The sequence below is a fragment of the Saccharopolyspora tripterygii genome (assembly GCF_054778355.1).
Map to the genome: position 1 here is coordinate 74,427 of NZ_BAAGZP010000036.1, position 25,174 is coordinate 99,600.

The 25,174-nt window shown below is 70.3% G+C and carries 22 protein-coding genes; 12 read left to right on the forward strand and 10 right to left on the reverse strand.

What is annotated here, in order from left to right; translation table 11 throughout:
* Positions 1 to 41 precede the first annotated feature (41 nt).
* Positions 42 to 791 carry a helix-turn-helix domain-containing protein gene (locus ACYVF3_RS25430; RefSeq protein WP_461156759.1) on the forward strand — a complete coding sequence of 250 codons (750 nt, stop codon included), beginning with the start codon at positions 42 to 44 and terminating at the stop codon, positions 789 to 791.
* Positions 792 to 871: 80 nt separating this feature from the next.
* Positions 872 to 1,672 carry a crotonase/enoyl-CoA hydratase family protein gene (locus ACYVF3_RS25435; protein WP_461156760.1) on the forward strand — a complete coding sequence of 267 codons (801 nt, stop codon included), beginning with the start codon at positions 872 to 874 and terminating at the stop codon, positions 1,670 to 1,672.
* A 52-nt stretch (positions 1,673 to 1,724) separates the two neighbouring features.
* On the opposite strand, the gene ACYVF3_RS25440 is transcribed toward ACYVF3_RS25435, so the two are convergent.
* Complete coding sequence (locus ACYVF3_RS25440; protein ID WP_461156761.1) at positions 1,725 to 2,906, reverse strand: NADH:flavin oxidoreductase; 1,182 nt, start codon at positions 2,904 to 2,906, stop codon at positions 1,725 to 1,727.
* A 143-nt stretch (positions 2,907 to 3,049) separates the two neighbouring features.
* Here ACYVF3_RS25440 and ACYVF3_RS25445 point away from each other — a divergent pair, with 143 nt between their 5' ends.
* Together ACYVF3_RS25445 and ACYVF3_RS25450 are read left to right on the forward strand one after the other, a co-directional pair.
* Positions 3,050 to 3,670, forward strand: a complete 621-nt coding sequence (locus ACYVF3_RS25445) for a TetR/AcrR family transcriptional regulator (RefSeq protein ID WP_461156762.1) — start codon at positions 3,050 to 3,052, stop codon at positions 3,668 to 3,670.
* Positions 3,671 to 3,824: 154 nt separating this feature from the next.
* Positions 3,825 to 4,490 carry a GntR family transcriptional regulator gene (locus tag ACYVF3_RS25450; protein WP_461156763.1) on the forward strand — a complete coding sequence of 222 codons (666 nt, stop codon included), beginning with the start codon at positions 3,825 to 3,827 and terminating at the stop codon, positions 4,488 to 4,490.
* A gap of 16 nt (positions 4,491 to 4,506) precedes the next feature.
* Here the strand turns inward: ACYVF3_RS25450 and ACYVF3_RS25455 are convergent, their stop codons facing one another.
* Together ACYVF3_RS25455 and ACYVF3_RS25460 are read right to left on the reverse strand one after the other, a co-directional pair.
* Positions 4,507 to 5,670 (reverse strand): NAD(P)/FAD-dependent oxidoreductase, encoded by a 1,164-nt coding sequence (locus ACYVF3_RS25455; protein WP_461156764.1) that lies wholly within the window; start codon positions 5,668 to 5,670, stop codon positions 4,507 to 4,509.
* Positions 5,670 to 6,005: a bifunctional 3-phenylpropionate/cinnamic acid dioxygenase ferredoxin subunit gene (locus tag ACYVF3_RS25460; RefSeq protein WP_461156765.1), complete on the reverse strand. Its 336-nt coding sequence runs from the start codon at positions 6,003 to 6,005 to the stop codon at positions 5,670 to 5,672. The genes ACYVF3_RS25455 and ACYVF3_RS25460 overlap by 1 nt, the downstream gene beginning before the upstream one ends.
* A 377-nt stretch (positions 6,006 to 6,382) precedes the next feature.
* Here ACYVF3_RS25460 and ACYVF3_RS25465 point away from each other — a divergent pair, with 377 nt between their 5' ends.
* Entirely contained in the window at positions 6,383 to 7,765 is a 1,383-nt protein-coding gene (locus ACYVF3_RS25465) for an MFS transporter (RefSeq protein WP_461156766.1), read from the forward strand.
* A 130-nt stretch (positions 7,766 to 7,895) separates the two neighbouring features.
* Here ACYVF3_RS25465 and ACYVF3_RS25470 read toward each other — a convergent pair whose 3' ends face one another.
* From ACYVF3_RS25470 to ACYVF3_RS25485, 4 genes are all read right to left on the reverse strand, one after another.
* Positions 7,896 to 9,041, reverse strand: a complete 1,146-nt coding sequence (locus ACYVF3_RS25470) for an aromatic ring-hydroxylating oxygenase subunit alpha (protein ID WP_461156767.1) — start codon at positions 9,039 to 9,041, stop codon at positions 7,896 to 7,898.
* 30 nt (positions 9,042 to 9,071) lie between these two features.
* Positions 9,072 to 9,920: a formyltetrahydrofolate deformylase gene (gene purU / locus ACYVF3_RS25475; RefSeq protein ID WP_461156768.1), complete on the reverse strand. Its 849-nt coding sequence runs from the start codon at positions 9,918 to 9,920 to the stop codon at positions 9,072 to 9,074.
* A 10-nt stretch (positions 9,921 to 9,930) separates the two neighbouring features.
* Positions 9,931 to 11,286: an L-serine ammonia-lyase gene (locus ACYVF3_RS25480; RefSeq protein WP_461156769.1), complete on the reverse strand. Its 1,356-nt coding sequence runs from the start codon at positions 11,284 to 11,286 to the stop codon at positions 9,931 to 9,933.
* A 127-nt stretch (positions 11,287 to 11,413) separates the two neighbouring features.
* Positions 11,414 to 13,879, reverse strand: a complete 2,466-nt coding sequence (locus ACYVF3_RS25485; protein WP_461156770.1) for a GcvT family protein — start codon at positions 13,877 to 13,879, stop codon at positions 11,414 to 11,416.
* Between the two features lie 395 nt (positions 13,880 to 14,274).
* Here ACYVF3_RS25485 and ACYVF3_RS25490 point away from each other — a divergent pair, with 395 nt between their 5' ends.
* Genes ACYVF3_RS25490 through ACYVF3_RS25515 form a run of 6 tightly spaced genes read left to right on the forward strand, consistent with a single transcriptional unit; the run spans position 14,275 to position 20,879 of the window.
* Complete coding sequence (locus ACYVF3_RS25490) at positions 14,275 to 15,504, forward strand: sarcosine oxidase subunit beta family protein (protein ID WP_461156771.1); 1,230 nt, start codon at positions 14,275 to 14,277, stop codon at positions 15,502 to 15,504.
* 16 nt (positions 15,505 to 15,520) lie between these two features.
* Positions 15,521 to 15,784 carry a sarcosine oxidase subunit delta gene (locus ACYVF3_RS25495; RefSeq protein ID WP_461156772.1) on the forward strand — a complete coding sequence of 88 codons (264 nt, stop codon included), beginning with the start codon at positions 15,521 to 15,523 and terminating at the stop codon, positions 15,782 to 15,784.
* Positions 15,781 to 18,597 carry a 2Fe-2S iron-sulfur cluster-binding protein gene (locus ACYVF3_RS25500; protein ID WP_461156773.1) on the forward strand — a complete coding sequence of 939 codons (2,817 nt, stop codon included), beginning with the start codon at positions 15,781 to 15,783 and terminating at the stop codon, positions 18,595 to 18,597. Before ACYVF3_RS25495 ends, ACYVF3_RS25500 begins: the two co-directional genes overlap by 4 nt.
* Positions 18,590 to 19,189 (forward strand): sarcosine oxidase subunit gamma, encoded by a 600-nt coding sequence (locus ACYVF3_RS25505; RefSeq protein ID WP_461156774.1) that lies wholly within the window; start codon positions 18,590 to 18,592, stop codon positions 19,187 to 19,189. The genes ACYVF3_RS25500 and ACYVF3_RS25505 overlap by 8 nt, the downstream gene beginning before the upstream one ends.
* Positions 19,186 to 20,037, forward strand: coding sequence for an MBL fold metallo-hydrolase (locus tag ACYVF3_RS25510; protein WP_461156775.1), 852 nt, complete (start codon positions 19,186 to 19,188; stop codon positions 20,035 to 20,037). Before ACYVF3_RS25505 ends, ACYVF3_RS25510 begins: the two co-directional genes overlap by 4 nt.
* Entirely contained in the window at positions 20,034 to 20,879 is an 846-nt protein-coding gene (locus ACYVF3_RS25515; RefSeq protein WP_461156776.1) for a methylenetetrahydrofolate reductase, read from the forward strand. Before ACYVF3_RS25510 ends, ACYVF3_RS25515 begins: the two co-directional genes overlap by 4 nt.
* 48 nt (positions 20,880 to 20,927) lie before the next feature.
* Here ACYVF3_RS25515 and ACYVF3_RS25520 read toward each other — a convergent pair whose 3' ends face one another.
* Entirely contained in the window at positions 20,928 to 22,130 is a 1,203-nt protein-coding gene (locus tag ACYVF3_RS25520) for a hypothetical protein (RefSeq protein WP_461156777.1), read from the reverse strand.
* 61 nt (positions 22,131 to 22,191) lie between these two features.
* Positions 22,192 to 23,160 (reverse strand): prolyl aminopeptidase, encoded by a 969-nt coding sequence (gene pip / locus ACYVF3_RS25525; RefSeq protein WP_461156778.1) that lies wholly within the window; start codon positions 23,158 to 23,160, stop codon positions 22,192 to 22,194.
* Positions 23,161 to 23,216: 56 nt separating this feature from the next.
* Between pip and ACYVF3_RS25530 the strand changes: the two genes are divergently transcribed.
* A complete protein-coding gene (locus ACYVF3_RS25530; RefSeq protein WP_461156779.1) occupies positions 23,217 to 23,981 on the forward strand; it encodes a 2-phosphosulfolactate phosphatase in 765 nt (254 codons plus the stop codon).
* Positions 23,982 to 24,143: 162 nt separating this feature from the next.
* Here ACYVF3_RS25530 and ACYVF3_RS25535 read toward each other — a convergent pair whose 3' ends face one another.
* A complete protein-coding gene (locus ACYVF3_RS25535) occupies positions 24,144 to 25,157 on the reverse strand; it encodes a CobW family GTP-binding protein (RefSeq protein WP_461156780.1) in 1,014 nt (337 codons plus the stop codon).
* Positions 25,158 to 25,174: the final 17 nt, after the last annotated feature.

Consider the following 25,174-nt stretch of genomic DNA (forward strand, 5'->3'; position numbering starts at 1 on the left):
CAACGCGCCGAACGGCGGCCGCCGGAACGGGAGGTCGAGGGGTGGAGGAGTCCGAGCGGCCGACCCACGTCCGGCCCCGGCACCGGATGATCGACCGCGTCGCGGGTGTCCTGGAGGCCGTGGCCCGCTCCGACGGCCTGTCGCTCACCGAGATCGCGCGCGCGGTCGACGCCCCGGTGTCCTCGGTGCAGGGTCTGGTCAACGGCCTGGTGGCCACCGGCTACCTCGACGAGCGGTCCCGCACCTACCGGCTGGGCGTGGCGCCCCACTTCCTCAACCTGCTCGCCGGACGCGGTGCGGTCGACCGGATCGCGCACGACGACCTGGTCGCCTTGCACGCCGAAACCGACAGCACCACAGCCGTTCTCGGCGTGGCGGTCGGCTCCGAAGTGGTCTACATCGACCACTGCTCGACCGATCCGCGCACCGAGTACCTGGCCAAGGGCTTCTTCCGGCGCTCGCTGATCCGCACCTCGACCGGCTGGGTGCTGCTGGCCGACTGGGAGCAGCGCGATCTGTGGGCCTACCTCGAAACCCTCGGTCCCGAGGACGACGAGCGCGCGCAGCAGTTCCTCGACCGCGCGGAGGAGATCCGCGCCTCCGGGGTCGCGCTGCTGCCGGGTGCCGCCGAGGACTCCGAGATCGACGGCATCTCGGTGCCGGTCCGGGAGCGCGGCCGCGTCGTCGCCGCCGTCGGTGTCGTCGGCCCCCGAGACGTGCTCCTGCCTCGCGAAACCGCCATCGTCGACGCGCTCCGGCGCCACTCCACCAGCTGGCACGCCCGGGGCTGAGCCCCCGAACCGGACCGATGCCGTCGGCGTCCGTTCGGTACCTTCGGGGTCGTTCCGCAACGCTTGGAGGTTCGCCGCTCATGTCCGATGTGCTGTTGATCGACCGTGCCGAACACGTCGAGACCTGGACGATCAACCTGCCCGACCAGCGCAACCCGATCTCCGGCACCGACGTGATCGACGCGTTCGAGACCCACGCGCGTCGCGTGCAGCAGGACCTCGACGTGCGGTGCGTGGTGCTCACCGGCGCCGGCAAGGCGTTCTCAGCAGGCGGCAACGTCAACGACATGCGCGAGAAGGCCGGGATGTTCAGCGGCAGCCCGTGGGAGATGCGCAACGGCTACCGCGATGGCATCCAGCGGATCCCGCTCGCCCTGACCGAGTGCGAGGTGCCCTTCGTCGCCGCGGTCAACGGACCTGCTGTCGGCGCCGGCTGCGACCTGGCCATGATGTGCGACCTGCGGGTGGCCTCCAGCAACGCCTGGTTCGCCGAATCCTTCGTGCAGCTCGGCATCATCCCCGGCGATGGCGGTGCCTGGTTCCTCACCCAGGCCGTCGGACCGCAGCGCGCGGCCGAGATGGCGCTCACCGGCGACCGCGTCGATGCCGCGAAAGCCCTGGAGTGGGGCATGGTCGCCCACGTCGTCGAACCCGATCAGCTGCTCGACGAGGCGCGGTCGCTGGCGTCCCGGGTGGCCAAGAACCCGCCGCACGCCACCCGGATGGCCAAGCGGTTGCTGAAGGAGTCCCGCACGAACGACCTGCGCCACGTCCTGGAGCTCTCCGCCACGATGCAGGCCCTCTCCCACCACACCGCCGACCACGCGGAGGCGATGAACGCCGTGCTGGACAAGCGAACCGGGCTCTACGAGGGCCGCTGACCGCCCGGCGGAATTCCGCTGACCCCCGGGAAACCAGCGGAATTCCGCGCGGTCAACCCTCGGGGACGAGGACGCAGCGGCTGCCGGTGAAGATGGTGACCATGCAGCGGTTGTTGTGGTTGCACAGCGACCGGGTGGCGGAGTCGGCAGCGATGCGGTTGATCAGGTCCGGTTCGCGCAGCAGGGCCCGCCCCATCGCGACGAACTGGAATCCCTCCTGCATCGCGGTGTCCATGACCTGCCGGTTCGTGACACCGCCGAGCAGCACCATCGGCAGGTCGACCGCCGCCCGCACCTGGCGCGCGTCGTCGAGCAGGTAGCCGTCCTGGTACGGGTACTCGCGGAGGAACCTGCCGCCCACCAGCTTCACGCCGGTGCGCACGGGTTCTCGCATGACGGACGCGAATTCGCGCACCGGAGCGTCACCCTTGAACAGGTACATGGGGTTGAGCAGCGAGCTTCCCGCGGTCATCTCCAACGCGTCCACGGTTCCCTCGGCCTCCAGCCAGCGCGCGACCTCGATGGCCTCGTCGAGCCAGAACCCGCCCGGCACACCGTCGTCCATGTTGAGCTTGGCGAGGATCGCGATCCGATCGCCCACCGCGTCGCGCACCGCGCGCATGATCCGCAGCGCCAGCCGAGCGCGGTTGGCGAGGCTCCCCCCGTAGGAGTCCTTGCGCTTGTTGAGCTTCGGGCTCAGGAAGGCGCTCGCCAGGTAGTTGTGTCCCAAGTGGACTTCCACCGCGTCGAACCCGGTTTCCACCGCCATCGCCGCCGCGTCGCCGTGCGCCTGCACCACGCGGTCGATGTCGGCGTTCGTCGCGGCCCTGACCCGGCGCAGCGACTGGAGGCTCAGCGACGGGCTCGGCCCGAGCGCGGGCAGCTTGGTCTTCGTCGAGTCGGCGACCGGCCCCGCGTGCCCGACCTGCGCGGAGATCGCCGCGCCCTCGGCGTGCACGGCGTCGGTCAACCGCCGCAATCCCGGGACCGCTTCGTCCCGCCACACGATCTGATGCCCGTCGGTGCGCCCCTCGGGCGAGACGGCGCAGTAGGCGACGGTGGTCATCCCGACACCGCCGGCGGCGTGCCGGACGTGGAAGTCGATGAGTTCGTCGGTGACCAGCCCGCGGCGCGCCCGCTTCTCGTAGGTCGCGGCCTTGAGCACGCGGTTGCGCAGTCGCACGGGCCCCAGCTCAGCTGGGGCGAGCACGTCCGCAACGGCCTTCTCTCGCATCGCTTCGTCCTCACGTCGTCGGAAGTCCGGCGTTGCGAGCGCAGACGGTACCACCTTTTTGGCTCATCGCGCCAAAATCTTCGCCCCGGCCGATGCCGTGGTGCTGACCTGCACCGGAGTGCGCGTCGACTAGGGTCGGGCGGGTGAGCACCAGCGACGCCACCACCCCGCAGCGCGGTCGCCCGACCGTGCTCGACCGCGCCGCCATCACCACCGCCACGTTCCGGCTCTGGGCCGAGCGCGGGTACGCGGCCGTCGGCTGGAAGGACATCGCCGAGGCCACCGGGATCAGCGTCCGCACCCTCGTCCGGCACTTCGCGCGCAAGTCCGACATCGCGTGGGTCGGGGTACCCGCCGCGACCCGGCGCCTGCGCGGAGCCCTCGACGAGATGCCCGCGGAGACCTCGACCGCCGATGCGGTGCGCCGCGCGATCGTCGCGTCCATTTCGGACGTTCCGATGTCCCCCGCAGGGCCCGACTGGATCCGGGTGGTGTGCACCGAACCCGAGATCTTCGGAACCGCACCGGCGGCCTACCGCCCGTGGATCACCGAGCTCGCCGGCTTCCTCGAACGTCGCGTCGACGGCATCGGCCCGGCCGCCGCCACATCCCTGGCCAGCGGGTACCAGGCCGCCACCTTCGCCGCGCTGGTCGCCTGGAGCGAATCCGGCTCCCACGAGCACGCCGCGACCGCCGCCGACGAAGCGCTGAGCTGGCTGTCCCTCACACCCTCCGGGAGCAGGCGGGACACCGCGGAATCGTGACCGCCGGCACGTCGAATCACAATTCGAAATGCATTCTCCTGGCACGTCACGAGCTTTGGAATAGCCCAAGACCCTTTCTGCTATACTACTGATGTACCAGAATCCGAACTGCCGAGAGATGTGTCAGAACTGCGATTCTGATGAATTCGGGGCGATGATGACCACTGCGAGCGAGGAGCACCACGCCACCCTGTCCATGGCCGAGAAGGCGTACCTGGCCATCCGGGACAGGCTGATCATGCTGGACATCCCGCCGATGACGGCCATCGACGACGCGGCGCTCGCGCGCTCGCTGGAGATCGGCCGGACCCCGGTGCGCGAGGCCCTCAAGCGCCTGGAGATCGACCGGCTGGTCGTGTCCTACCCGCGCCGGGGCACGTTCGCGACGGCCGTGGACATCACCGACCTCGCCTACATCTCCGACCTGCGCGTGCACCTCGAACCGCTGGCCGCACGACGGGCCGCCGAGGTCGCCGCGGAGGCCGACCTCGATGAGGTCGCCGCGCTCGTCGAGCAGCTCGACGACATCGACTTCCGCGCCCTGGACCGCGACGAGATCATGCGCTGGGACCTGCGCGTGCACCGCACGATCTACCAGGCCGCGGGCAACCCGCACCTCGAAGACACCCTGATCCGCTACGACAACCTCGCGACCCGGATCTTCTGCGTCTTCCTGGACCGCATGCAGGACTTCGACACCCACGTCATGGAGCACTCGGCGCTCCTGCGGGCCATCGGATCCCAGCAGCCCGACAAGGCCGAGCAGCTGGCCAGGGAGCACGTCCTCAACTTCGACAAGGCGATGCGCTCCCTGGTGTGAGCAGCCGCGAGTCGCGCTAGAGGCGCTGTGCGAGCTTCCGGCGCCACTGCCCGAAGGGCCTGGCCCGGTCGACGGCCAGCACCCCGACGGGTTCCTGGGCCGGATCCAGGTACAGGGCCAGGAAATCGCCCGTGTCCGGGTCGCCCTCCTCGATCTGGACGGTGCAGTCGTCGGTGCGGTGACCGGCGAACTGGATCTTGTGCCCGTACTGGTCGGACCAGAAGTAGGGAACGGCGTGGTGCGCCGGGGCCGAGTGCTCCCGGCCGAGCAGCGCCGCCACGGCCGCAGCCGGTTGCTGCAGCGCGTTGGTCCAGTGCTCCAGCCGCATCGGGCTCGCGGTGTAGCTCCGGAACGACCGGGCGCAGTCGCCCGCCGCCACCACCTCCGGCACACGGGTCCGGCCTCGCGCGTCGGTGCCGACCCCGTCGCCGACGTCGAGCCCGGAACCGGCCAGCCAATCGGTGTTCGGCTGGGCGCCGATGCCGACTACGACGACGTCCGCGGGCAGTTCACGCCCGTCGGAGAGCCTGACCCCGGTCACCCGCTGCTCCCCCACCAGCTCGGCGACGCCGGACAGCGAGTGCACCCGGACGCCGTGGCGGACGTGCAGCCGGGCGCACACCTCGCCCATGTCCGGCCCCAGCGCGCGCTGCAACGGCACCGGCGCGTTGTCGACGACGTCCACCTCGCAGCCCAGACCCACCGCCGTCGAGGCGACCTCGGCGCCGATGAACCCGGCGCCGACGATCACCAGGCGCACCCCTGCCACCAGCTCCTCGCGCAAGGCGCGCGCGTCGTCGAGGGTGCGCAAGGTGTGCACGCCGGCGGGCGGACCGCCCGGGAGCCTCCGCGCCCGCGCTCCTGTGGCGAGCACGACGCCATCGGTGCCTATGCGCGCCCCACCGGCGAGCAGGACCTCGCGGCCCGCGGTGTCCAGCCCGCTCACGACCTGACCGAGCCGCCAGTCCACGTCGAGGGCGTCGTCATCTGAGTCGGTGAGCTCGATGTCGTCCTCGCTCGCGGTTCCGGCGAGGAACTCCTTGGACAGCGGCGGCCGGTCGTAAGGGCGGTGCCGCTCGTCCCCGACCACGACGATCTCGCCGTCGAACCCCTGCTCGCGCAGCGCGCGGACCGCCGAGAGACCGGCGAGAGACGCGCCGACGACCGTGACGTGCCGCATCAACCGACCTCCTCCGCGACCGCGCTGCCGACCTTCGTCGTCTCGTGGACGTAGATCATCCCGTCCTCGACGGTGACGGCGTGGGTGCGCACCGGGCGCTTCGCGGGCGGGCCGCTGGGCATTCCGGTGCGGAGATCGAAACATGCTGCGTGCAGCGGACATTCCACGGCGCATCCGTCGAGCCAGCCGTCGGACAGCGACGCGTCCTGGTGCGAGCAGGTGTCGTCGATCGCGTAGAGCTCGCCGTCGACGTTGAACACCGCGATCGCCACGTCGCCGTGCACGCGGACCGATTCCCCCGGCGGCAGGTCGAGCAGCTCACCAACCAAGATCATTGCGCCTCCTGTTGCTGATAGCGGAACACCGCGTGCCATGCGCAACAACAGGATGGGGGTCGCTGAACGCCTCGTCAATGGGGAAATCTCGTTCGGAGCAACGGCTTTTCAGCTGCTCCGAGACCCCGGGCGCGCACCACCGCGGGGCCGCGGCATGGCACTTCGCGACCCCGTGAACGGGTGGATGAGGGGTTGAGGTCTTGCTGCGGCGAACGCCGTCGGGATACCTTCTCGACAACAGATATATCAGCACTCGGTCGCGGTCACAACCGCGAGACCACCAGGAGGAACGCGCCGCCCAGCCCGCTGCGCCGCACCCGGGGGAGCCCATGACGGACCGTCCGCGACGGACTCGGCGAGGTTTGAGACAGCCTGTCGTGCAAGAGGAACGCACGGTCCGCCGTGCGGTCGCGGCGGCGTCCGTGGGCAACGTCGCCGAGTGGTACGACTTCGGGGTCTACTCCTACCTCGCCGCCGGAGTGCTCGATCGGGTCTTCTTCGCCGGCTTCGGCCCGTGGACGGCGGTGTGCACGCTCGGGGCCTTCGCCGCGGCCTTCGCGATGCGCCCGCTGGGCGGTTTCGTCTTCGGGCGCCTCGGCGACCGCATCGGGCGCACCAAGGTCCTGGCGGCCACGGTGCTGCTGATGGCCGGGGCGACCGTGCTGCTCGGGCTGCTCCCCGGGCACGGCACCGCGGGACTGCTGGCACCCGTCCTGGTGCTTCTGGTGCGGATGCTGCAGGGCTTCTCCGCGGGCGGCGAGTACACCGGGGCGCTCACCCTGATCGCCGAGTACGCGCCCGACCGCAGGCGCGGTTTCTTCGGCAGCTGGCTGGAGTTCAGCACGCTCACCGGGTACGCCCTCGGCGCGGGCACCTGCGGTGCGGTGATCGCCTTGCTGCCGCCGGACGCGCTGCTCACGTGGGGGTGGCGGGTGCCGTTCCTCCTCGCGCTACCGCTGGGGATCGTCGGCCTCTACCTGCGCGTGCGCCTGGAGGACACCCCGGCGTTCCGGCAGCTCATGGAGCGCTCACCGGTGCTGGCCACGATGACGTCGCGTCGCGCCCTGCAGATCGTGCGGCGCCACTACCGGACTCCCGCGCTGGTGGCCGCCGGGATCGTCGTGGCCTGGAACGTGACCAACTACGTGCTCACCAACTACGTCCCGACCTACCTGACCGGCACCCTCCCCCGCTACGACGAGGGCGGCGTCGGCGGCGCGGTGGCCACCGGAGCTCAGGTCGCGGTCATGGTGGTGCTGCTGTGCGCCGTGGTCGGCGTGGGCAGGCTCAGCGACCGCATCGGCCGCAAGCCCGTGCTGATGACCGGCAGCGTCGCCCTGGTGCTGCTCGGCCTGCCCGCGGTGTGGTTGCTGCGCACCGGGATTCCCGGTCTCGTGCTCGGGCTGCTGGTCATCGGGGGGTGCCTGCTGTGCTTCGCGGCGGTCGCCCCGTCGACGCTGCCCGCCCTGTTCCCCACGATGATCCGCTACAGCAGCCTGGCGGTGATCTTCAACCTGTCGGTGTCGCTGTTCGCCGGCACGGCGCCGACGATCATCGAGGCGGCGGTGACCGCCACCGGCGACCTGGACTGGCCGGGTTACTACCTCGTCGGCGCGGGCCTCGTCGGGATCGTCGCCACGCACTTCCTGCGCGAGCACGCGGGCAAGCCCCTGGACGGAGCCGCGCCGCTGACCTCCAGCGCCGAACTGCCACCACCTCCGCTCTCGGAAGACGGTGTACCACGGGAACTTCCGCGCTGAGAACCGTCGTGCGGGTGGGCTGTTGTGGGTGGGGTGGGGAAGTTTTCATGAAAACTTCCCCACCCCACCCACAACAGCCCCTGGACGCGGCCTCGCACCGAACCGGTGCGAGGCCGCTGCTGCTCTGCCGTCAGCCGGTGCGCTCGCGCACCCAGTCGTGGAACTCGGCGATGTGGTGCTCGCTGGGGACCAGCACGCCGCCGGAGGCGTAGGAGCGGGAGTCCATCGCCAGCTGGCAGCGCTCGCATGCCTCGAAGTCCTGCTGGTTGACCCGGTGGAACAACTCCACCGACCGGTCGATGTCGGCGCCCGAGTCGACCACCTCCGGCAGGTACAGCCAGTCGCAGCGCACCAGGGTCCGGTCCGGGGCCAGCGGGAACATCCGGTGGAAGACCACGTGGTCGGGCACGAGGTTGATGAACACCTGCGGCCGGACCGTGATGGCGTAGTAGCGCCGGTCCTGCTCCTCGTGGACGCCGGGCAGCTTCGCCAGACCGGCCGAACCGTCGACCGTGAAGCCTTCGACGTCCTCGCCGAACTCCGCCCCGTGGCCCACGAAGTACTGCGCGGCCAAGCCGTCTGCGAATTCGGGGAGCACCTCGGTGAGCTCGGGGTGGATGGTCGCGCAGTGGTAGCACTCCATGAAGTTCTCGACGATCTGCTTCCAGTTCGCCTTGACGTCGTAGGAGATCCGCCTGCCCAGCTTCAGGTCCTCGACCTGGTAGCCCACGATCGCGTCCGGTGTGCCCAACCGGTTGGTGACGTCCCCGATGACGGTCTCGTCGAACGACGGCGGCTCCTCGGCCAGGCACAGCCAGACGTAACCGAGCCATTCGCGCACGTGCACCCGGTGCAGGCCGAACTCGGTGCGGTCCACGTCGTCCATGGAGTTGACGTTCGGAGCGGCGATCAGATCGCCGTCGAAGGAGTAGGTCCAGGCGTGGTACGGACATTGGAAGGACCGGCGCACCTGTCCCTTCTCCTCGGTGCACAGCCGCGCGCCGCGATGCCGGCACACGTTGAGGTAGGCCTTCACCTCGCCTCGGCGGGAGCGGGTGACCAGCACGCTCTCGCGTCCGATCTGGACGGTCTCGAACTGGCCCGGTTCCGCCACGTCCGCGCTGAGAACCGCGCAGAACCAGTGCGATTCGAAGATCGTCGCCTGTTCCACCCGGAAGAGGCCCGGGTCGGTGTAGTAGTGGCCCGGCAACGTCTCGCGCAGGCTCTCCGGCAGGGCCGATTCGTCCTCGGTGGTGTGCAGCTCACCGGTGGTCATGGGCAAGGCTCCTCATCGCTGGAGTGGAGTTCACGGGAACACGACGGTGCTGGTGCCGTTGAGCAGGACGCGGTGCTCGCAGCACCAGCGCACCGCGCGGGACAGCGCGAGCGCCTCGGCGTCACGTCCCACGGTCTGCAGTGCCTTCGGGTCGTGGGTGTGATCGATGCGGATGACCTCCTGCTCGATGATCGGCCCCTCGTCCAGGTCCGGGGTGACGTAATGAGCTGTGGCGCCGACGAGCTTCACGCCCCGGTCGTAGGCCTGGTGGTAGGGCTTGGCGCCCTTGAACCCGGGCAGGAAGGAGTGGTGGATGTTGATCGCCCGGCCGTGCAGCGCCTTGCAGGTCTGGTCGGAGAGCACCTGCATGTAGCGGGCGAGCACGACCAGGTCGGCGGAGGTGTCCTCGACCAGCCGCAGCAGCTCCGCCTCGGCCTCGGGCTTGGTCTCGGAGGTGACCGGGACGTGGTGGAACGGCAGGTCTGCCGCCTCGGCCATCGGGCGCAGGTCCTCGTGGTTGGACACCACGGCGACGATCTCGGCGCCCAGCGCGCCCGCGCGCCACCGGTAGATCAGGTCGTTGAGGCAGTGGCCGAGCTTCGAGACCATCACCAGCACGCGCTCCCGGCGCTCCGGGTGGAAGGCGAAGTCCATGCCGAAACCCGTTGCCACCGGCTCGAAGTCACGCGCCATCTCGTCCGGGTCGACGGCCTCGCCCGCGCTGCCCCGCACGCGCAGGAACAGGCGGCCGCGTTCGGCGTCGTCGAACTGCCGGTACTCGCCGATGTCGCATCCGCGCTCGAAGAGGAAGGAACTGACGGCCTGGACGATGCCGCTGCGGTTCGGGCAGCTCAGGGTGAGGGTGAAGGAGGGTGACACGGGATTCTCCTCAGCATTCCACGATGGTGAGCGCGAGGCCGCCACGAGCGGTCTCCTTGTACTTGTCCTGCATGTCGGCTCCGGTCTCGCGCATCGTCGTGATGGCCTGGTCCAGCGAGACGCGGTGCTCGCCGTCCCCGCGCAGCGCCATCCGGGCCGCGGTGATCGCCTTGATCGCGGCGATGGCGTTGCGCTCGATGCACGGGATCTGCACCAGCCCGCCGACGGGATCGCAGGTCAGACCGAGGTTGTGCTCGATGCCGATCTCGGCCGCGTTCTCCACCTGCTCGGGGGTGCCGCCCAGCAGTTCGGCCAGCCCGGCGGCGGCCATGGAGCAGGCCGAGCCGACCTCGCCCTGGCACCCGACCTCGGCGCCGGAAATGGAGGCGTTCTCCTTGAACAGCGAGCCGACCGCGCCCGCGGTGAGCAGGAAACGCACGGCCGCGTCATCGTCGAAGAACGGCAGGACCCGGTGGGCGTGGTGCAGCACCGCCGGGACGATGCCGGCGGCGCCGTTGGTCGGAGCGGTCACCACCCGGCCGCCCGCCGCGTTCTCCTCGTTGACGGCCAGCGCGTGCAGCGTCACCCACTCCATGGGGTCGGCTCCGGGTTCCAGGCTCGCCCGCAGGTCCCGGGCGCGCCTGCGGACCCGGAGTCCGCCGGGCAGCACACCGCCGGTGCTCGATCCGCGGTCGACGCACTCGCGCATCACCTGCCAGATGTGCACCAGCCGTGCCCTGGTCTCGGATTCGGCACGCCAGGCGGCCTCGTTGGCCAGGACCACGTCGCTGATGCGCGTTGCGGTGCTCGCGGTGTGGGCGAGCAGATCCGAGCCGGACCTGAACGGGAAGGCGACGCGGGTGTCGTCCTCCACCGGCGCCGGGCGGCCCGCTTCGTCCTCGTCCAGGACGAAACCGCCGCCGACCGAGTAGTACTCGCGGCGCACGAGCCGGTCGCCGTTGCCGTCGAACGCGGCGAAGACCATGCCGTTGCTGTGGAATTCGAGCTGCTCGCGGTGGTGCAGCACGATGTCGGCGTCCACCTCGAAGTCGATCTTGTGTTCGCCGCCGAGGCTGATCCGGTGGTCCGTACGCACCGCGCGCACCTGGGGTTCGACGGCCGACGGGTCGACCAGGTGCGGCTGTTCCCCGGTCAGCCCCAGGACCACGGCGTTCACGCTGCCGTGGCCACGCCCGGTGGCCCCCAGCGAGCCGAAAAGCTCGCAGCGGGCGCGGGCGACGCGCGGCAGCGCTCCGGCCTCCCGCAGGTGGTCGACGAAGCGGAAGGCCGCCCGCATCGGCCCGACGGTGTGCGAACTGGACGGCCCGATGCCGACCTTGAACAAGTCGAAGACGGACAGGGTCATGGGTTGCTCCCGAACGAGAGGTGGGTGGGGCCCGGAACGCGGCCAGGGGCAGTTTTGGTCCGAACTGTCCGGGCAAAACGGACTTCGATCATCGACGGCTCGGACCAAAACCGCCCTCCTGCCCGGATCAACGGCGGATGCGGTGCATTTCGGGGTCCACCAAGGGCTCCGCCGCCACCGTCGCCGAGATCATGCGGTCGAAGTACTTGATCTGGACGCGGGTGCCGACCTCGGCCGCGGCGGGGAGCCAGGCGTAGGCGATGGGCGTGCCCAGCGTGTGCGCGAAGGCGGCCGAGGTGACGTAGCCCGAGGCCTCGCCGTCGAGGAACACCGGCTCGGAACCGAGCACGACGCTGCGGCCGTCGTCGACCGTCAGGGGCGTGAGACGCCGCTCGACGGCGCCGGGCTCGATCCGCGCGAGGGCTTCCCCGCCGACGAACTCGCCCTTGCCCAGCCGTACGGCGAACCCGACACCGGCCTCGTAGGGGTTGTGCTCGGTGGTCATGTCCGCTCCCCACGCGCGGTAGCCCTTCTCCAGCCGGAGGCTGTTGAACGCGGCGCGGCCGGCGGCCACCACCCCGAGGTCGCGACCGGCCTCGAAGAGCACGTCCCACAACCGCTGCCCGTGCTCGGCGCTGGTGTAGAGCTCCCAGCCCAGCTCCCCCACGTAGGACACCCGCATCGCGGTGACCGGGATGCCGCTGATCCGGATCCGCTTGCAGCGGAAGAACTTCAGCCCCTCGTGCGACAGGTCGTCGTCGCTCAGCGGCTGCACCAGATCGCGCGCGAGCGGACCCCACGCTCCGATGCAGCAGGTCCCGCCGGTGATGTCGCGCAGCACGACGCTGCCGTCGGCGGGCAGGTTGCGCCGCAGGTACTCGTGGTCGAGGTTCCCGTTGGCCCCCACCTGGAACGACTGCTCACCCAGCCGCGCGACGGTGAGATCGCTGCGGACCCCGCCGGCCTGGTCGAGCATCAGCGTGTAGGTCACCGAACCCACCGACTTGTCCACCTTGTTGGTGGTGAGCCGGTCCAGGAAGGCGAGCGCGCCGGGGCCGCTGACCTCCAGCCGCTTCAGCGAGGTCATGTCGTAGAGCGCGACGGCGGTGCGAGTCTTCCACGCCTCCACCGCGGCGATCGGGCTGTGGTACATGCCCGACCACGCGTCGCGCGCGGGCGGCTGCCACTCCATCGGAAGGTCCTTGACCAGCGGCGCGTTGGCCTCGAACCAGTGCGGGCGTTCCCATCCGTGCGCTTCCAGGAACACCGCTCCCAGTTCCTTCTGGCGCGCGTGGAACGGGCTCACCCGCAGCTCGCGGGGCGAGAGGCGCGGCTGCAGCGGGTGTTTGACGTCGTAGACCTCCACGAAGTTGCGGGCGGAGGTCTCCTCGACGTAGTCGGGGGCGATCTCCAGCTCGTCGAAGCGGTGCACGTCGCAGCCGTGCAGCTCGACCTCGCTGCGCCCGTCGACGAGCAGCTGCGCCACCGACCGCGCGACGCCTGCCGAGTGGGTGACCCAGACGGCCTCGGCGATCCAGAACCCCTGCACGTCGGGCGATTCACCGATCAGCGGACCGCCGTCGGGGGTGAACGAGAACACGCCGTTGAACCCGGTGCCGACCTGCGCCGTCCGCAGGGCGGGCAGCAGCCGCTTGCTGTGCTCCCAGGACGGGGTGAAGTCCTCCTCGGTGAACGGCAGCATCGACGGCATGGCCCGTTCCGAGGTCTCCTCGTCTTGCGGGAGTTCGCTCAGCCGCACCGGAATCGGGCGGTGCGCGTAGGTGCCGATGCCGAGGCGGTCCACGTGCTCGCGGTAGTACAGGTCGCGGTCCTGGTGGCGCAGGATCGGCAGGTTCGCCTCGGTCCGCTCGTCGTTGCGCCCGGCGAGCTCGGGCAGCGGCTCGGTCGTGACGTACTGGTGCGCCATGGGCAGCAGCGGCACGGCCATGCCGACCATCTCGCCGATGGCCTGGCCCCAAAACCCGGCGCAGGACACGACGATGTCGGCGGGGATGTCGCCTTGATCGGTCTCCACCCCGGTCACGCGCCCGTCGCTGTGGTTGATCCCGACGACCTTCACCGCACCGCGGAACCGCGCGCCCCGAGCCACCGAGCGCCGGGCGAGCGCGACGACCGCGCGGGCGGCCTTCGCCAAGCCGTCGGTGGGCGTGTGGAATCCGCCGAGCACCTCTTCGACGGCCAGCAGCGGGTGCAGCTTCACGCACTCGTCCGGGTCGATGACCTCGCCCGCCACGCCCCACGACATCGCCCACCCCTGCTTCCGGTGCAGGTCGGCGAGCCTCTCCGGGGTCGTCGCGATCTCCAGCCCGCCGACCTGGTTGAAGCAGCCGTCGCCGTCGTCGTCGAGGCCGCGCAGCTTCTCGACCGTGTAGGTGGCGAACTCGGTCATCGTCTTGGACGGGCCTGTTTGGTACACGAGGCCGGGGGCGTGGGAGGTCGATCCGCCGGTGAGCGGGAGCGGCCCCTGGTCGACGACGGTGACCTGGTTCCACCCTCGGCTGGTGAGCTCGTCGGCGAGGTTCGCGCCGACGATCCCGGCTCCGATGATGACGACGCGCGGAGTCGTGCTCATGCTGGTCTCCTTACGGGGTGGCTGGTGTGGAGCTGGGGAGACTCCGCCTGCGAGCAAGCGGATGAGCGTTGCGGGGAGAAGGGCCCGGCAGCGGATCGGGACAGCTGCCCGGAGACGCTGAGCGATCGCCGCCCGAAGGCTGATATATCAATGGGACATCAAGGTAGGTCGGCACTAATTCACGGTCAACACGTACTTCGGAAATTCATCCCGAAGCCGGACCCGGCGCGCGACCACATGGCCCGCCACCAGCGCTTTCGACGCTTCTCCGAGCTCGCTCTTGACCTCGCGAGGGGCGCTGCCTACCTTGGTGCTCAACTGATATGTCAGTTGCGTGTCAGCGCGTCTCCCCCGTCGAGCACGAGCTCTGCGGCAGATCGAACGGAGGGCTGAAGATGCCGCGCACTCCCGGCGCAGACCTGCCGGAGCACCCCGACTGGCTCTGGGGCGCCGCCGATCCGAAACCGTCCTACGACGTGGTCATCGTGGGCGGCGGCGGTCACGGCCTGGCCACCGCCTACTACCTCGCGGTCAACCACGGCATCACCAACATGGCGGTGCTGGAGAGCGGCTGGCTCGCAGGCGGGAACATGGCCCGCAACACCACGATCATCCGCTCCAACTACCTGTGGGACGAGAGCGCCGGCCTCTACGAGCACGCCCTGGGGCTCTGGGAGGGGCTGGAGGACGAGCTCGACTACCCGCTGCTGTTCTCGCAGCGCGGCGTGCTCAACCTCGCGCACTCGCTGCAGGAGGTCCGCGACGGCGTCCGCAGGGTCGGGGCGAACCGACTCAACGGCATCGACGCCGAATGGCTCGATCCCCAGCAGGTGGCGGAGATCTGCCCGATCCTCAACACCTCGCCGGACCTGCGCTACCCGGTCATGGGCGCCACCTGGCAGCCCCGGGCGGGCATCGCCAAGCACGACCACGTCGCCTGGGGCTTCGCCCGCGCGCTGGACCGGATGGGCGTGGACCTCGTGCAGAACTGCCAGGTCACCGGTTTCGAACGGGTCGGCGACCGGGTCGTGGGCGTGAAGACCACGCGCGGTGACATCGCCGCGGGCAAGGTCGCGCTCGCCGCCGCCGGGCACACCTCGGTGCTCGCCGACGAGCTCGGGCTGCGGCTTCCGATCCAGAGCCACCCGCTGCAGGCTCTGGTATCCGAACTGCTGGAGCCGGTGCACCCCACGGTGGTCATGTCCAACGCCGTGCACGTCTACGTCAGCCAGGCGCACAAGGGAGAACTCGTCCTGGGCGCGGGCATCGACGCCTACAACTCCTACGGCCAGCGCGGATCGTTCCACACCATCGAGCGCGAGCTGACCGCGGCGGTGGAGCTGTTCCCGATGTTCGCCCGCGCGCACGTGCTGCGCACCTGGGCCGGCGTGGTGGACGTGACGCCGGATGCCTCGGCCATCATGGGACTCACCCCGTTCGAGGGCCTGTACATCAACTGCGGTTGGGGCACAGGCGGTTTCAAGGCAACCCCGGGTGTCGGCTGGTGCTACGCCCACACCATCGCCCACGACGAACCGCATCCGCTCAACGCACCGTTCAGCCTCGACCGCTTCACCACCGGCGCCCTGGTCGACGAGCACGGCGCCGCCGGCGTGGCGCACTGAGAGGAGGTCTCCCCCCATGATGTTGATCCCCTGCCCGTGGTGCGGGCCGCGCAACGAGACCGAATTCCACTACGGCGGCCAGGCGGACGTGTCCTACCCCGCCGACCCGAGCGCCGTGTCCGATGTGGACTGGTCGCGATTCCTCTTCTACCGCGCCAATCCCCGAGGCGCTTTCACCGAGCGGTGGAACCACCAGGCCGGCTGCCGGCGCTGGTTCAGCATCACCCGCGACACCAGGACCAACGAGATCCTCCACGACGACAGGGCGGTGACGAGGTGAGCAACGAGTTCAGGCTCGCCGCAGGCGGCCGGATCGACCGGGACCGCGCGCTGCGCTTCCGCTTCGACGGGCAGGAGTACGAGGGCTTCGAGGGCGACACGCTCGCCTCCGCGCTGCTGGCGAACGGCGTCCACCAGGTCACCACCAGCATCAAGCACGGGCGTCCGCGCGGAATCGTGGCCGCAGGGCCCGAGGAACCCAACGCGCTGGTGCAGATCGAGGAGCCGTTCCCGGAGCCGATGCTCACCGCGACCACTGTCGAGCTGCGGCACGGGCTGGTCGCCAGCGGCCTGCCCGGGCAGGGTCGGCTGGCGACCGAACCGGACCCGGCCCGCTACGACTCGACCCACGTGCACTGCGACGTGCTCGTGGTCGGGGCCGGTCCGGCCGGGCTCGCGGCAGCGCTCAGCGCGGCACGCAGCGGAGCGCGGGTGATCATCGCCGATTCCGGCGCCGAGTTCGGCGGCCAGCTGCTGGGCAGTGGCGACGAGCTGTCCGGGAAACCGGCCGAGAACTGGATCCAGCGCGTCGCGGCCGAGCTCGCCGCCGCCCCCGAGGTGACCGCGCTGCCGCGCACCACGGTGTTCGGCCACTACGACCACAACTACCTCGTGGCGCTGGAGGACAAGGGCGAGAACTCCTTCGTGCGGCAGCGCACTTGGCACATCCGCGCCCACGAGGTCGTGCTGGCCACCGGTGCGCACGAACGCCCGCTGGTCTTCCCCGGCAACGACCGTCCCGGCACGATGCTGGCCGGTTCCGCCCGAACCTACCTGCACCGATACGGCGTTCTGCCCGGCAGGCGCGCCGTCGTGCTCACCACCAACGACAGCGCTTACGCCGCCGCGATCGACCTGCACGACGCCGGGGTCGAGATCGCCGCCGTCGTCGACGTCCGGCCCGTGGTCTCCACGGTGTGGGCGGCGCGCTGCGTCGAGCGCGGCATCCCCATCCGCAGCGGCAGCGCGGTGATCGGCACGTCCGGCACCGATCGCGTGACCGGTGCGACGGTGCAGCTGCGGGGCGAGGACTCGACCGCGGAGCTCGACTGCGACCTGCTGCTGGTCTCCGGCGGCTGGAACCCGGCGGTGCACCTGCACAGCCAGTCACGCGGGACGCTGCGGTACTCGGCGGAGATCGCCGCGTTCGTCCCGGACCGCAGCGGGCGCGGGGTGCGCTCGATCGGCGCCGCCGCAGGCGTTTTCGCGACGGTCGACTGCTTGCGCACCGGTTCCGAGGCGGGCAGCGACGCGGCGCGGGACGCCGGGTTCGTCGCGGACTTCGCCGAGGTGCCCTCCGCGGCGTCGCCCCCGGTCCTGGCGCCGGAGCCGACGTGGCTGCTGACCGGCGCGTGCGAGGACGAGCAGTTCGTGGACCTGGCGCGGGATTCGACGGTGGCCGACGTCCGCAAGGCCGTCGGGGCGGGCATGGATTCCGTGGAGCACATCAAGCGGTTCACCACCATCGGCACGGCCCACGACCAGGGCAAGACCTCCGGGATCCTGTCCTCGGGCGTGATCGCCCGGCTTCTCGGCGTCGAGCTGTCCGAGGTCGGCGCCACCACGTTCCGCCCGCCCTTCACGCCGGTGGCCTTCGCCGCGCTGGCCGGTCGCGACCGCGGCGACCTCTACGACCCGATCCGGGTCACGGCGATGCACGACTGGCACGTCGAGCGGGGAGCGCCGTTCGAGGACGTCGGCCAGTGGAAGCGGCCCTGGTACTACCCGCAGCCCGGCGAGGACATGCACGCGGCGGTGCTGCGCGAGTGCGAGGCGGTGCGCACCGGAGTCGGCATGCAGGACGTCTCGACGCTCGGCAAGATCGACGTGCAGGGGCCGGATTCCGCGGAGTTCCTCGACCTCGTCTACACCAACAAGATGAGCACCCTGAAGGTCGGCCGCATCCGGTACGGGCTGATGTGCACCGCCGACGGCATGGTCTTCGACGACGGCACGGTGATGCGCACCGGCGAGCACCAGTACCTGCTGTCCACCACCTCCGGTGGTGCCGCCGGGGTGCTGGAGTGGCTGGAGGACTGGCTGCAGACCGAGTGGCCGCACCTGCGCGTGCACCTCACGTCGGTGACCGAGCAGTGGGCCACCATCGCGCTGGCCGGTCCGCGCTCGCGAGAGGTGCTGGAGCGGGTGAGTTCGGGGATCGCGCTGGACGCGGAGTCGTTCCCGTTCATGGCCGTCCACGACGGCATCGTGGCCGGCAGGCAGGCCAGGGTGTGCCGGATCAGCTTCTCGGGTGAGCTGGCGTTCGAGATCAACGTGCCCCGCTGGTACGGCCGCGAGGTCTGGGAGGCGGTGCACGAGGCGGGAACGCCCTTAGGCATCACCCCTTACGGCACGGAGACGATGCACGTGCTGCGCGCGGAGAAGGGCTTCCCCATCGTCGGGCAGGACACCGACGGCACCGTCACACCGCACGACCTCGGCATGAGCTGGGCGGTGTCGAAGAAGAAGGACGATTTCCTCGGCATGCGCTCCTTCGCCCGCGCCGACACTGCGCGCACCGACCGCAAGCACCTCGTGGGGCTGCTGCCCCCGGCCGACTCCCCCGTCGTGCCGGAGGGGTCGCAGCTGGTGGAGAGCGGTGAGCTGCCCGAACCACCAGTGCCGATGCTCGGGCACGTCACCTCCAGCTACCGCAGCGCCGCTCTCGGCCGTCCCTTCGCCCTCGCACTGGTCAAGAGCGGGCGCGACCGCATCGGGCAGACGATCTACAGCCACGTCGGCGATCGGCTGGTGCCCGTGGAGATCACCGAACCGGTCTTCTACGACAAGGAAGGAGCCCGCCGCGATGGCTGAGCCCTACGGAGAATCCCCGCTGGCCGCGCACGCCGACGCACTGACCGGGTCCTCGGCGCCCGGCACCCTGCGACTGTCCGAAGTGGCCTTCCGCGCGCAGGTCGCTCTTCGGGTCGACCCGAAGAGCCCTGCGGCGGAACGGATCGGGACCGCTCTTGGCACGATGCTGCCCAACCAGCCAGGCCAGGTGGCGCGGACCGAACGGCTGCTGGTCGCCTGGCTCGGACCGGACGAGTGGCTGCTCGTCGGCCCGGAGGGCGAGGCCGGGACGATCCGAACGACCGTGACCGAAGCGCTCGGTGACGAGCACGGCGCCGTCGTGGACGTCTCGGCGCACCGCACCATCATCGAGGTATCCGGGCCGAAAGCGCCTGAGCTGCTGGCGAAGGGCTGCGCGCTCGACCTGCACCGGCGCAGCTTCGGAGCGGACCGGTGCGCGCAGACGCTGCTGGCCCGCGCCGGTGTCCTGCTGGTCTGCCGCGAAGTCGAACCGCCCGCCTACTGGGTGCTCGTCCGCGCGTCCTTCGCCCGCTACCTCGCCGACTGGCTCAGCGACGCGGCCGCCGAGTACCACTGGTCCCGCTGCGCATGAGCGCCGACGCCGGGGTGGATGAGGACGCGTTCTCCCGCAGCGGAGCGCACGAATCCGGCTGGTACGGTGATCACCTCCCCGAACGGGACTTCTCGATGCTCGGCGAGCCCTCACCGCAGGTCGCACCGCCGCTCGATACGTCCCTCATCGGGGAGATCCCCCTTGATGACCTCGACGCGGCCTTCGCGCCGCGGCGACGTGCTGCGTTCGGTGGTGACGTTCTGTTGAGCATCCGGGTCGACCACGCGACCGTCGAGGGGAAGTTCTCCCTCGACGGCGAGGTGCACGACGTCGAGAACAACCTGTGGGTCGTCGGTGACGACCACGAGTGCCTGGTCATCGACGTGCCGCACGACGTGGAGGCGGTACTGCGGCTCGTCGCGGGCCGCGAGGTGGTGGGCGTGCTGGTCACGCACGCCCACGACGACCACGTGCGGTTCGCCCCGCAGCTGGCCGACGCGGTCGGCGCACCGATCTACCTCCACCCCGCCGATCGGCACGTGTGGGAACTGACCCATCCGGTCCGGGAACCGAACGGACGCCTGGTCAACCGCCAGACGTTCCACATCGGACGGTTGAGCCTCACCGTGCTCTACACCCCAGGCCACACCCCTGGTTCGGTGTGCTTCTACTGCCCTGACCTGGCCACAGTGTTCACCGGCGACACCTTGTCCGCCGACGGGCCGGGCGCGACCGGGCGCTCGTACTCGGATCGGGAGGCGATCATCGACTCGATCCGGGACCGGCTGCTGCCGCTTCCCGCCCGGACCCGAGTGCGTCCCGGGCACGGTCCGAGCACGACGATCGGCGAGGTCGCGGCGCGGTTCGACGAGTGGGTGTCGAGATGAGCGCGGCCCTCGCGAGCGCGCTGCGCAACGCTTCCTACGAGGTGCTGCCCTTCCGCAGCACGGAGGACGCGGTCCTCACCCACGTGCCGGACGACGTGCCGCTGACGGTGACCACCACGGAAGCCCGTGGCCTGGAGCCGACCCTGGATCTCGCCGTCCGGCTCAGCAAGAACGGCTACATCGCGGCTCCGCACCTGGCTGCCCGCCTGGTCCGCGACCGCACCGAGCTGGGCGAGATCGCTGATCGGCTGCTGGAATCGGGCGTGGATCGCGTGTTCCTCGTCGGCGGTGACGCGGCCGAGCCGGCCGGGGAGTTCCCCGACGCGGAGAGCGTGCTGCTCGCCCTCGCCGAGGACGGCTACGAGTTCGGCCACGTCGGCATCGCCGGATACCCGGAGGGGCACGCCAGCATTCCGGACGAGGTGATCTCAGAAGCACTGCGGCGCAAGGCCGGTCACGCCGACGAGATCGTCACGCAGCTCTGCTTCAACCCGGGAACCACCACGGCTTGGGCGGATCGCCTGCACGAGTCCGGTATCACCACGCCGATCCGCGTGGGCGTTCCGGGAAGCATCAACCGGCAGAAGCTGATCCGGGTCTCGGCGGGGCTCGGTCTCGGCCAGTCAGCGCGGTTCCTGGCCAAGCAGGCGTCGATGTTCTGGCGCTTCTTCCTGCCCCGCGGCTACCGGCCCGACAAGCTGGTGACCTCGTTGGCCGAGCAGATCCCGCTGCCCGGCAACAACATCAGCGGATTCCACCTGTTCACCTTCAACGACCTCGCCGGCACCGAGCGCTGGCGCCGTCACCAGCTGACGCGTCTCACCTACCCGGCGGTCACCTGATGCGGGACTCCGCCCGCACCACCGCGCAGAGCAACTCATCAACAGTTCCTAGTGCTCCTGCTCGCTGCGGCGCTGCTCCTCGCGGTAACCGTAGGCCGCTTGCCGGACGGCCTGATCGGATTCCAGGCTGGAGCCCAGCGCCCCGGCGATCACGCCCATGGTGGTGAACCCCCAGGCCAGGGCCAGGTAGCGGGTGAAGTCGGCCGGGTGACCGAGGCTGCTGGCCAGCAGGCTGGGCGGCACTATGAACGTCGCCACCGCGAGGTTGACCACGAACAGCCCGATGTACATGACCCCGATGCCGATGGTCAGCGTCGCGACCGTCGAGGTGTTGTAGAGCAGCACCTGGTCCCGGTCGTTGACGCTGCTGGTGCGCCGCTTCTCCCACAACCCGTGCGCGGCGATCAGCCAGCCGACCAGCAGCGCCACCGACAGCACGGCGGCGAGGATCTGCCGGAACGCGCCGAGCTGGTCGCCGATCTGCCAGATCGTGCTCGACGACAACCCGAAGGCGCTGGTCGCCACCGCGGCGGCCAGCGCACTGCGCAGGCCGAAGATCAGCTGCGCGGGCTGGTTGGACCGCACCATCCCGCTGAGCAGCCGCAACCGGCCGCGCTTGCGCGTGGTGGTGTAGCGGACGTCGGCCTCGTGGTCGCCGGGGTTCTCCAGGCGTTGCACGGGCGCGAACAGCCTGGTGAGCTTGCTGTCCAGGCCGTAGCGGTTGTCCCCGCCCCCGCTTCGCCCGGTGAGCTCGTCGACCATCTGCAGCATGACCTGCCGGGAGCGCCGGTACATCTGGGTTCCGCCGAGGGCCGGCAGCGACACGACCGCCACCTCCCGGTCCAGGTCCGCCTCTGCCACCACGGGGCGACCGTTGGCGCGCACCGGGAGATCGGTCAGGCAGATCGCGTGGTCCCAGTTGTGGTGATCCATCCGCTCCCGGGTGGACGCGAGGATGTCGCGGGTGTTGTGCCTGCCCGCCGTCACCGGGTCGACGTCGACCTCCACCGCCCACGACAGCTCGTCGTCGCTGAGCATGTCGGGCAGGTCCCGGGCGAGCCGTCGCGAGACCTGCTCGGGCATGTCCGGGTCGGCGATCAGCCCGAGGCGCCGATCAGGCGCCCTCGACTCCGGTTCACCGCGTTCTGCGAGCTGCTCGGCTTCCCGCTGATCCTCGGAGCTCTCGTCGTGCTCCTCGCCGCCCGGGTCGCCGGCTTCACCGGAAGCAGCGTCCCGGTCCTGCTCGCTCATGCTCCGCCCTCTCTCGGTAGCCGTTGCCACGCACCTGCTGGACCCAGGCGCGCTGGCGAGGTTACATATCGCCGCAGACACCCGCAGAGAAGCCCCACCCGTCGCGGAACGAGTCGGTCGCACGCACGATCGCCTCGGCCACACCCCCTGCAGCCCGGTGCCCGGCGTCGACGAGCTCCAGCTCTGCGTCCGGCCACGCCGAGGCGAGCTGCCACGGCGTACCGAGCAGGTTGCCCAGGTCCAGCTTCCCTTGGACGAGTTTCGCGGGAATCCCCGTCAGATCCCCGGTTCCGCGCAGCAACTGCCCCTCTGCCAGCCACGACCCGTGCCGCCAGAAGTGGGTCACGACGCGCGAAAACCCGAGCGCGAAGTCCGGGTCGTCGAACCTAGGGTTCGGATCAGAGTCCGGCACGAGCGCGTCCTCCCACGCGCACCACTCCCGCGCTGCCCGGTAGTGCACGGCGGGGTCCGGGTGCATCAGCAGCCGGTGGTAGGCGTCTGCTAGGTCGCCGTCGCGGTCCGCTTCCGGTACCCCGTCCCGAAACCGGGCCCAGGATTCCGGGAATATCCGCCCCAATCCTCGTGTCAGCAGGTCGGTCTCGGAGCGGCTCCCGGTTGCCAGCCCGCAGAGCACCATCTCCGACACCCGACCGGGATGCCGTTGGGCGTAGGCCAGTGCCAGCACGCAGCCCCAGGACCCGCCTTGGACGAGCCATCGCTCGATGCCGAGGTACTCACGCAGCCGTTCCACGTCGACGATCAGGTGCTCGGTGGTGTTGGCCGAGAGATCCGCACGCGGCTCCGCGGCGTGCGGGGTGCTGCGTCCGGACATGCGCTGGTCGAACAGCACGATCCGATACGTCGAGGGGTCGAACACCCTGCGCATCCCCGAGGTACACCCCGACCCGGGACCTCCGTGCAGCACCAGCGCGGGCTTGCCCAGCGGATTGCCGCACGCCTCCCAGTACAGCCGGTGCCCGTCCCCGACTTCCAGCATCCCCGACTCGAAGGGCTCGACATCCGGATACACGACCTCACCTTCCCGTCTCGTCCCGTCGATGCTGCCACTGCACTAACCTCGCGAGAATGACAACGACGGAGTGGGCGCGGCAATCCTCGTTCGGGGTGCGGTTCGACTGGGGCGCTTCGGGGGCAGCGGTGGTTTCGTCGGGCTGCCTGGTGGCAGTCGACGTTCTGTCGTTCACGACGTCGGTCACGGTCGCGGTCGAACGGGGAACGCGCGTGTTCCCCTACCGGTGGCGCGACAGCACGGCTGATGAGCTCGCCGTCCGCGAGAAGGCGGAGCTGGCGGTGGGCCGGAGCCAGATGAGCACTGCTGCGCCGTGGTCGCTGTCACCCGCGGCACTGCGGCGCGCACCGTTCACCGAACGACTGGTGCTGCCCTCTCCCAACGGCTCGACCGTCGCGTCCTCAGCAGGCGAGGACGTCACGGTGGTGGCCGGTTGTCTGCGCAACGCGACCGCCGTCGGGCACAGCCTGATCGCACGCGGCTGGGGTACCGCTGAGCATCCCGTCAGCGTGATCGCCGCAGGTGAGCGCTGGCCGGACGACGGCCTCCGCCCCGCAGTGGAGGACCTGCTCGGCGCAGGTGCCGTCATCGCCGCGCTGCACGAACGCGGCGGCGGGCCGCTCTCACCGGAAGCGTCGGCAGCGCTCGCCGCCTTCCGGGCGACGGAGGACGTCCACACCGCGCTCGCCCACTGCGCCTCCGGTCAGGAGCTCATCACCAGCGACTACGCCGAAGATGTGGTGATCGCTGCAGAGCTCGACGCCACCGACGCGGTGCCCGTGCTCTCCCGCAGATCCGGCTTCGGCCACGACTGGGTGTGAACGACCTGGATGAGTCCGACGGCTCACCGTTGGTGGGCGCTGGACACGTTCGGGCTCGGCAGCGTGACCGGGTTGGTCCCGTGGCCGCTTACCCGCTGGGAGAAGCGCTAACCGGTGCCACGTCCTTGGCATCCCGACGAGCGCTGGCCTCGGGACGGTGCATCAGGTGTCGAGGTGGCGGGCCAGGTTGAGCATGCCCATCTCGTCGATCCTGTCCGGATCGGGGTCGATGCAGTCCTGGAGCCGGCGGTGGAGGTCGTCGGTGTCGAGGTCCGTGCCGATGAGCACCAGGTTGGTGGCTCGCGGGCCCTTCCACCTGGACCTCTCGAAGGCGGCGTAGACGCCGACCGTGTGCAGCATGAATCGCTGATCGTCGCCGGACGGGCCGAAGTCGACGGGCCCCTTCATGCGGTAGACGCCGCGGCTGCGCTCGTTGAGGAAGCGCACGAACGCCCTCGGGTTCAGCGGCCGGTCGGCGATGAACTCCATCGACTCGTAGGCGGCGTGCATGTGCCGCTCCTGGTCGTGGTCGTGCTCCTCCAGATCGGCGAACGACAGCTGCCTCGCCCCTGCAGAATCGCGCACGCCGGGGTCGTCGAAGAGGATCCCGGGCGCGATCCTGCCCCGCTCGACCGGCAGCACGGCGCCGTCGGCGATCTCCCGGACCGCTCCGATGACGCGCTCGCGATCGGTGTCACCGACGCGGTCGATCTTGTTGACCACCACCAGGTCGGCGAGCCGCACGTGGTCGTCGAGCTCGGGGTGCTTGGCCCGGGTGTCGTCGAACTCGGCGGCGTCGACGACCTCCACCAGGCCGCCGAACTCGACCGCCGGGTTCTGCGAGGACAGCACCAGCCGGACCAGCTGCCGGGGTTCGGCGATCCCGCTGCCCTCGATCACGATGGCGTCCAGCGGAGCGCCCGGGTAGGCGAGACGGTCGAGCATCCGGTCCACGCCGTCGGCATCGACCGCGCAGCACAGGCAGCCGTTCTCCAGCGACACCGCGACGTCGACCTGTCCGGCGACGTTCATCGCGTCGACGCCGATGCTGCCGAAGTCGTTGACCAGCACGCCGATCCGGCGCCCGGCGTCGTTGCGCAGCAGGTGGTTCAGCAGGGTCGTCTTGCCCGAGCCCAGGTAGCCCGCCAGCACGACCACCGGAATTCGCGCCGTCACCGCGCTCCCCCAGATCG

Excerpts from the sequence above, each read along its gene's own strand:
- ACYVF3_RS25435 (WP_461156760.1), top strand. The coding sequence starts at position 872 with ATGTCCGATGTGCTGTTGATCGACCGTGCCGAACACGTCGAGACCTGG.
- ACYVF3_RS25440 (WP_461156761.1), bottom strand. The coding sequence starts at position 2,906 with ATGCGAGAGAAGGCCGTTGCGGACGTGCTCGCCCCAGCTGAGCTGGGG.
- ACYVF3_RS25450 (WP_461156763.1), top strand. The coding sequence starts at position 3,825 with ATGATGACCACTGCGAGCGAGGAGCACCACGCCACCCTGTCCATGGCC.
- ACYVF3_RS25455 (WP_461156764.1), bottom strand. The coding sequence starts at position 5,670 with ATGCGGCACGTCACGGTCGTCGGCGCGTCTCTCGCCGGTCTCTCGGCG.
- ACYVF3_RS25460 (WP_461156765.1), bottom strand. The coding sequence starts at position 6,005 with ATGATCTTGGTTGGTGAGCTGCTCGACCTGCCGCCGGGGGAATCGGTC.
- ACYVF3_RS25470 (WP_461156767.1), bottom strand. The coding sequence starts at position 9,041 with ATGACCACCGGTGAGCTGCACACCACCGAGGACGAATCGGCCCTGCCG.
- ACYVF3_RS25480 (WP_461156769.1), bottom strand. The coding sequence starts at position 11,286 with ATGACCCTGTCCGTCTTCGACTTGTTCAAGGTCGGCATCGGGCCGTCC.
- ACYVF3_RS25485 (WP_461156770.1), bottom strand. The coding sequence starts at position 13,879 with ATGAGCACGACTCCGCGCGTCGTCATCATCGGAGCCGGGATCGTCGGC.
- ACYVF3_RS25490 (WP_461156771.1), top strand. The coding sequence starts at position 14,275 with ATGCCGCGCACTCCCGGCGCAGACCTGCCGGAGCACCCCGACTGGCTC.
- ACYVF3_RS25495 (WP_461156772.1), top strand. The coding sequence starts at position 15,521 with ATGATGTTGATCCCCTGCCCGTGGTGCGGGCCGCGCAACGAGACCGAA.
- ACYVF3_RS25505 (WP_461156774.1), top strand. The coding sequence starts at position 18,590 with ATGGCTGAGCCCTACGGAGAATCCCCGCTGGCCGCGCACGCCGACGCA.
- ACYVF3_RS25510 (WP_461156775.1), top strand. The coding sequence starts at position 19,186 with ATGAGCGCCGACGCCGGGGTGGATGAGGACGCGTTCTCCCGCAGCGGA.
- ACYVF3_RS25515 (WP_461156776.1), top strand. The coding sequence starts at position 20,034 with ATGAGCGCGGCCCTCGCGAGCGCGCTGCGCAACGCTTCCTACGAGGTG.
- ACYVF3_RS25520 (WP_461156777.1), bottom strand. The coding sequence starts at position 22,130 with ATGAGCGAGCAGGACCGGGACGCTGCTTCCGGTGAAGCCGGCGACCCG.
- ACYVF3_RS25530 (WP_461156779.1), top strand. The coding sequence starts at position 23,217 with ATGACAACGACGGAGTGGGCGCGGCAATCCTCGTTCGGGGTGCGGTTC.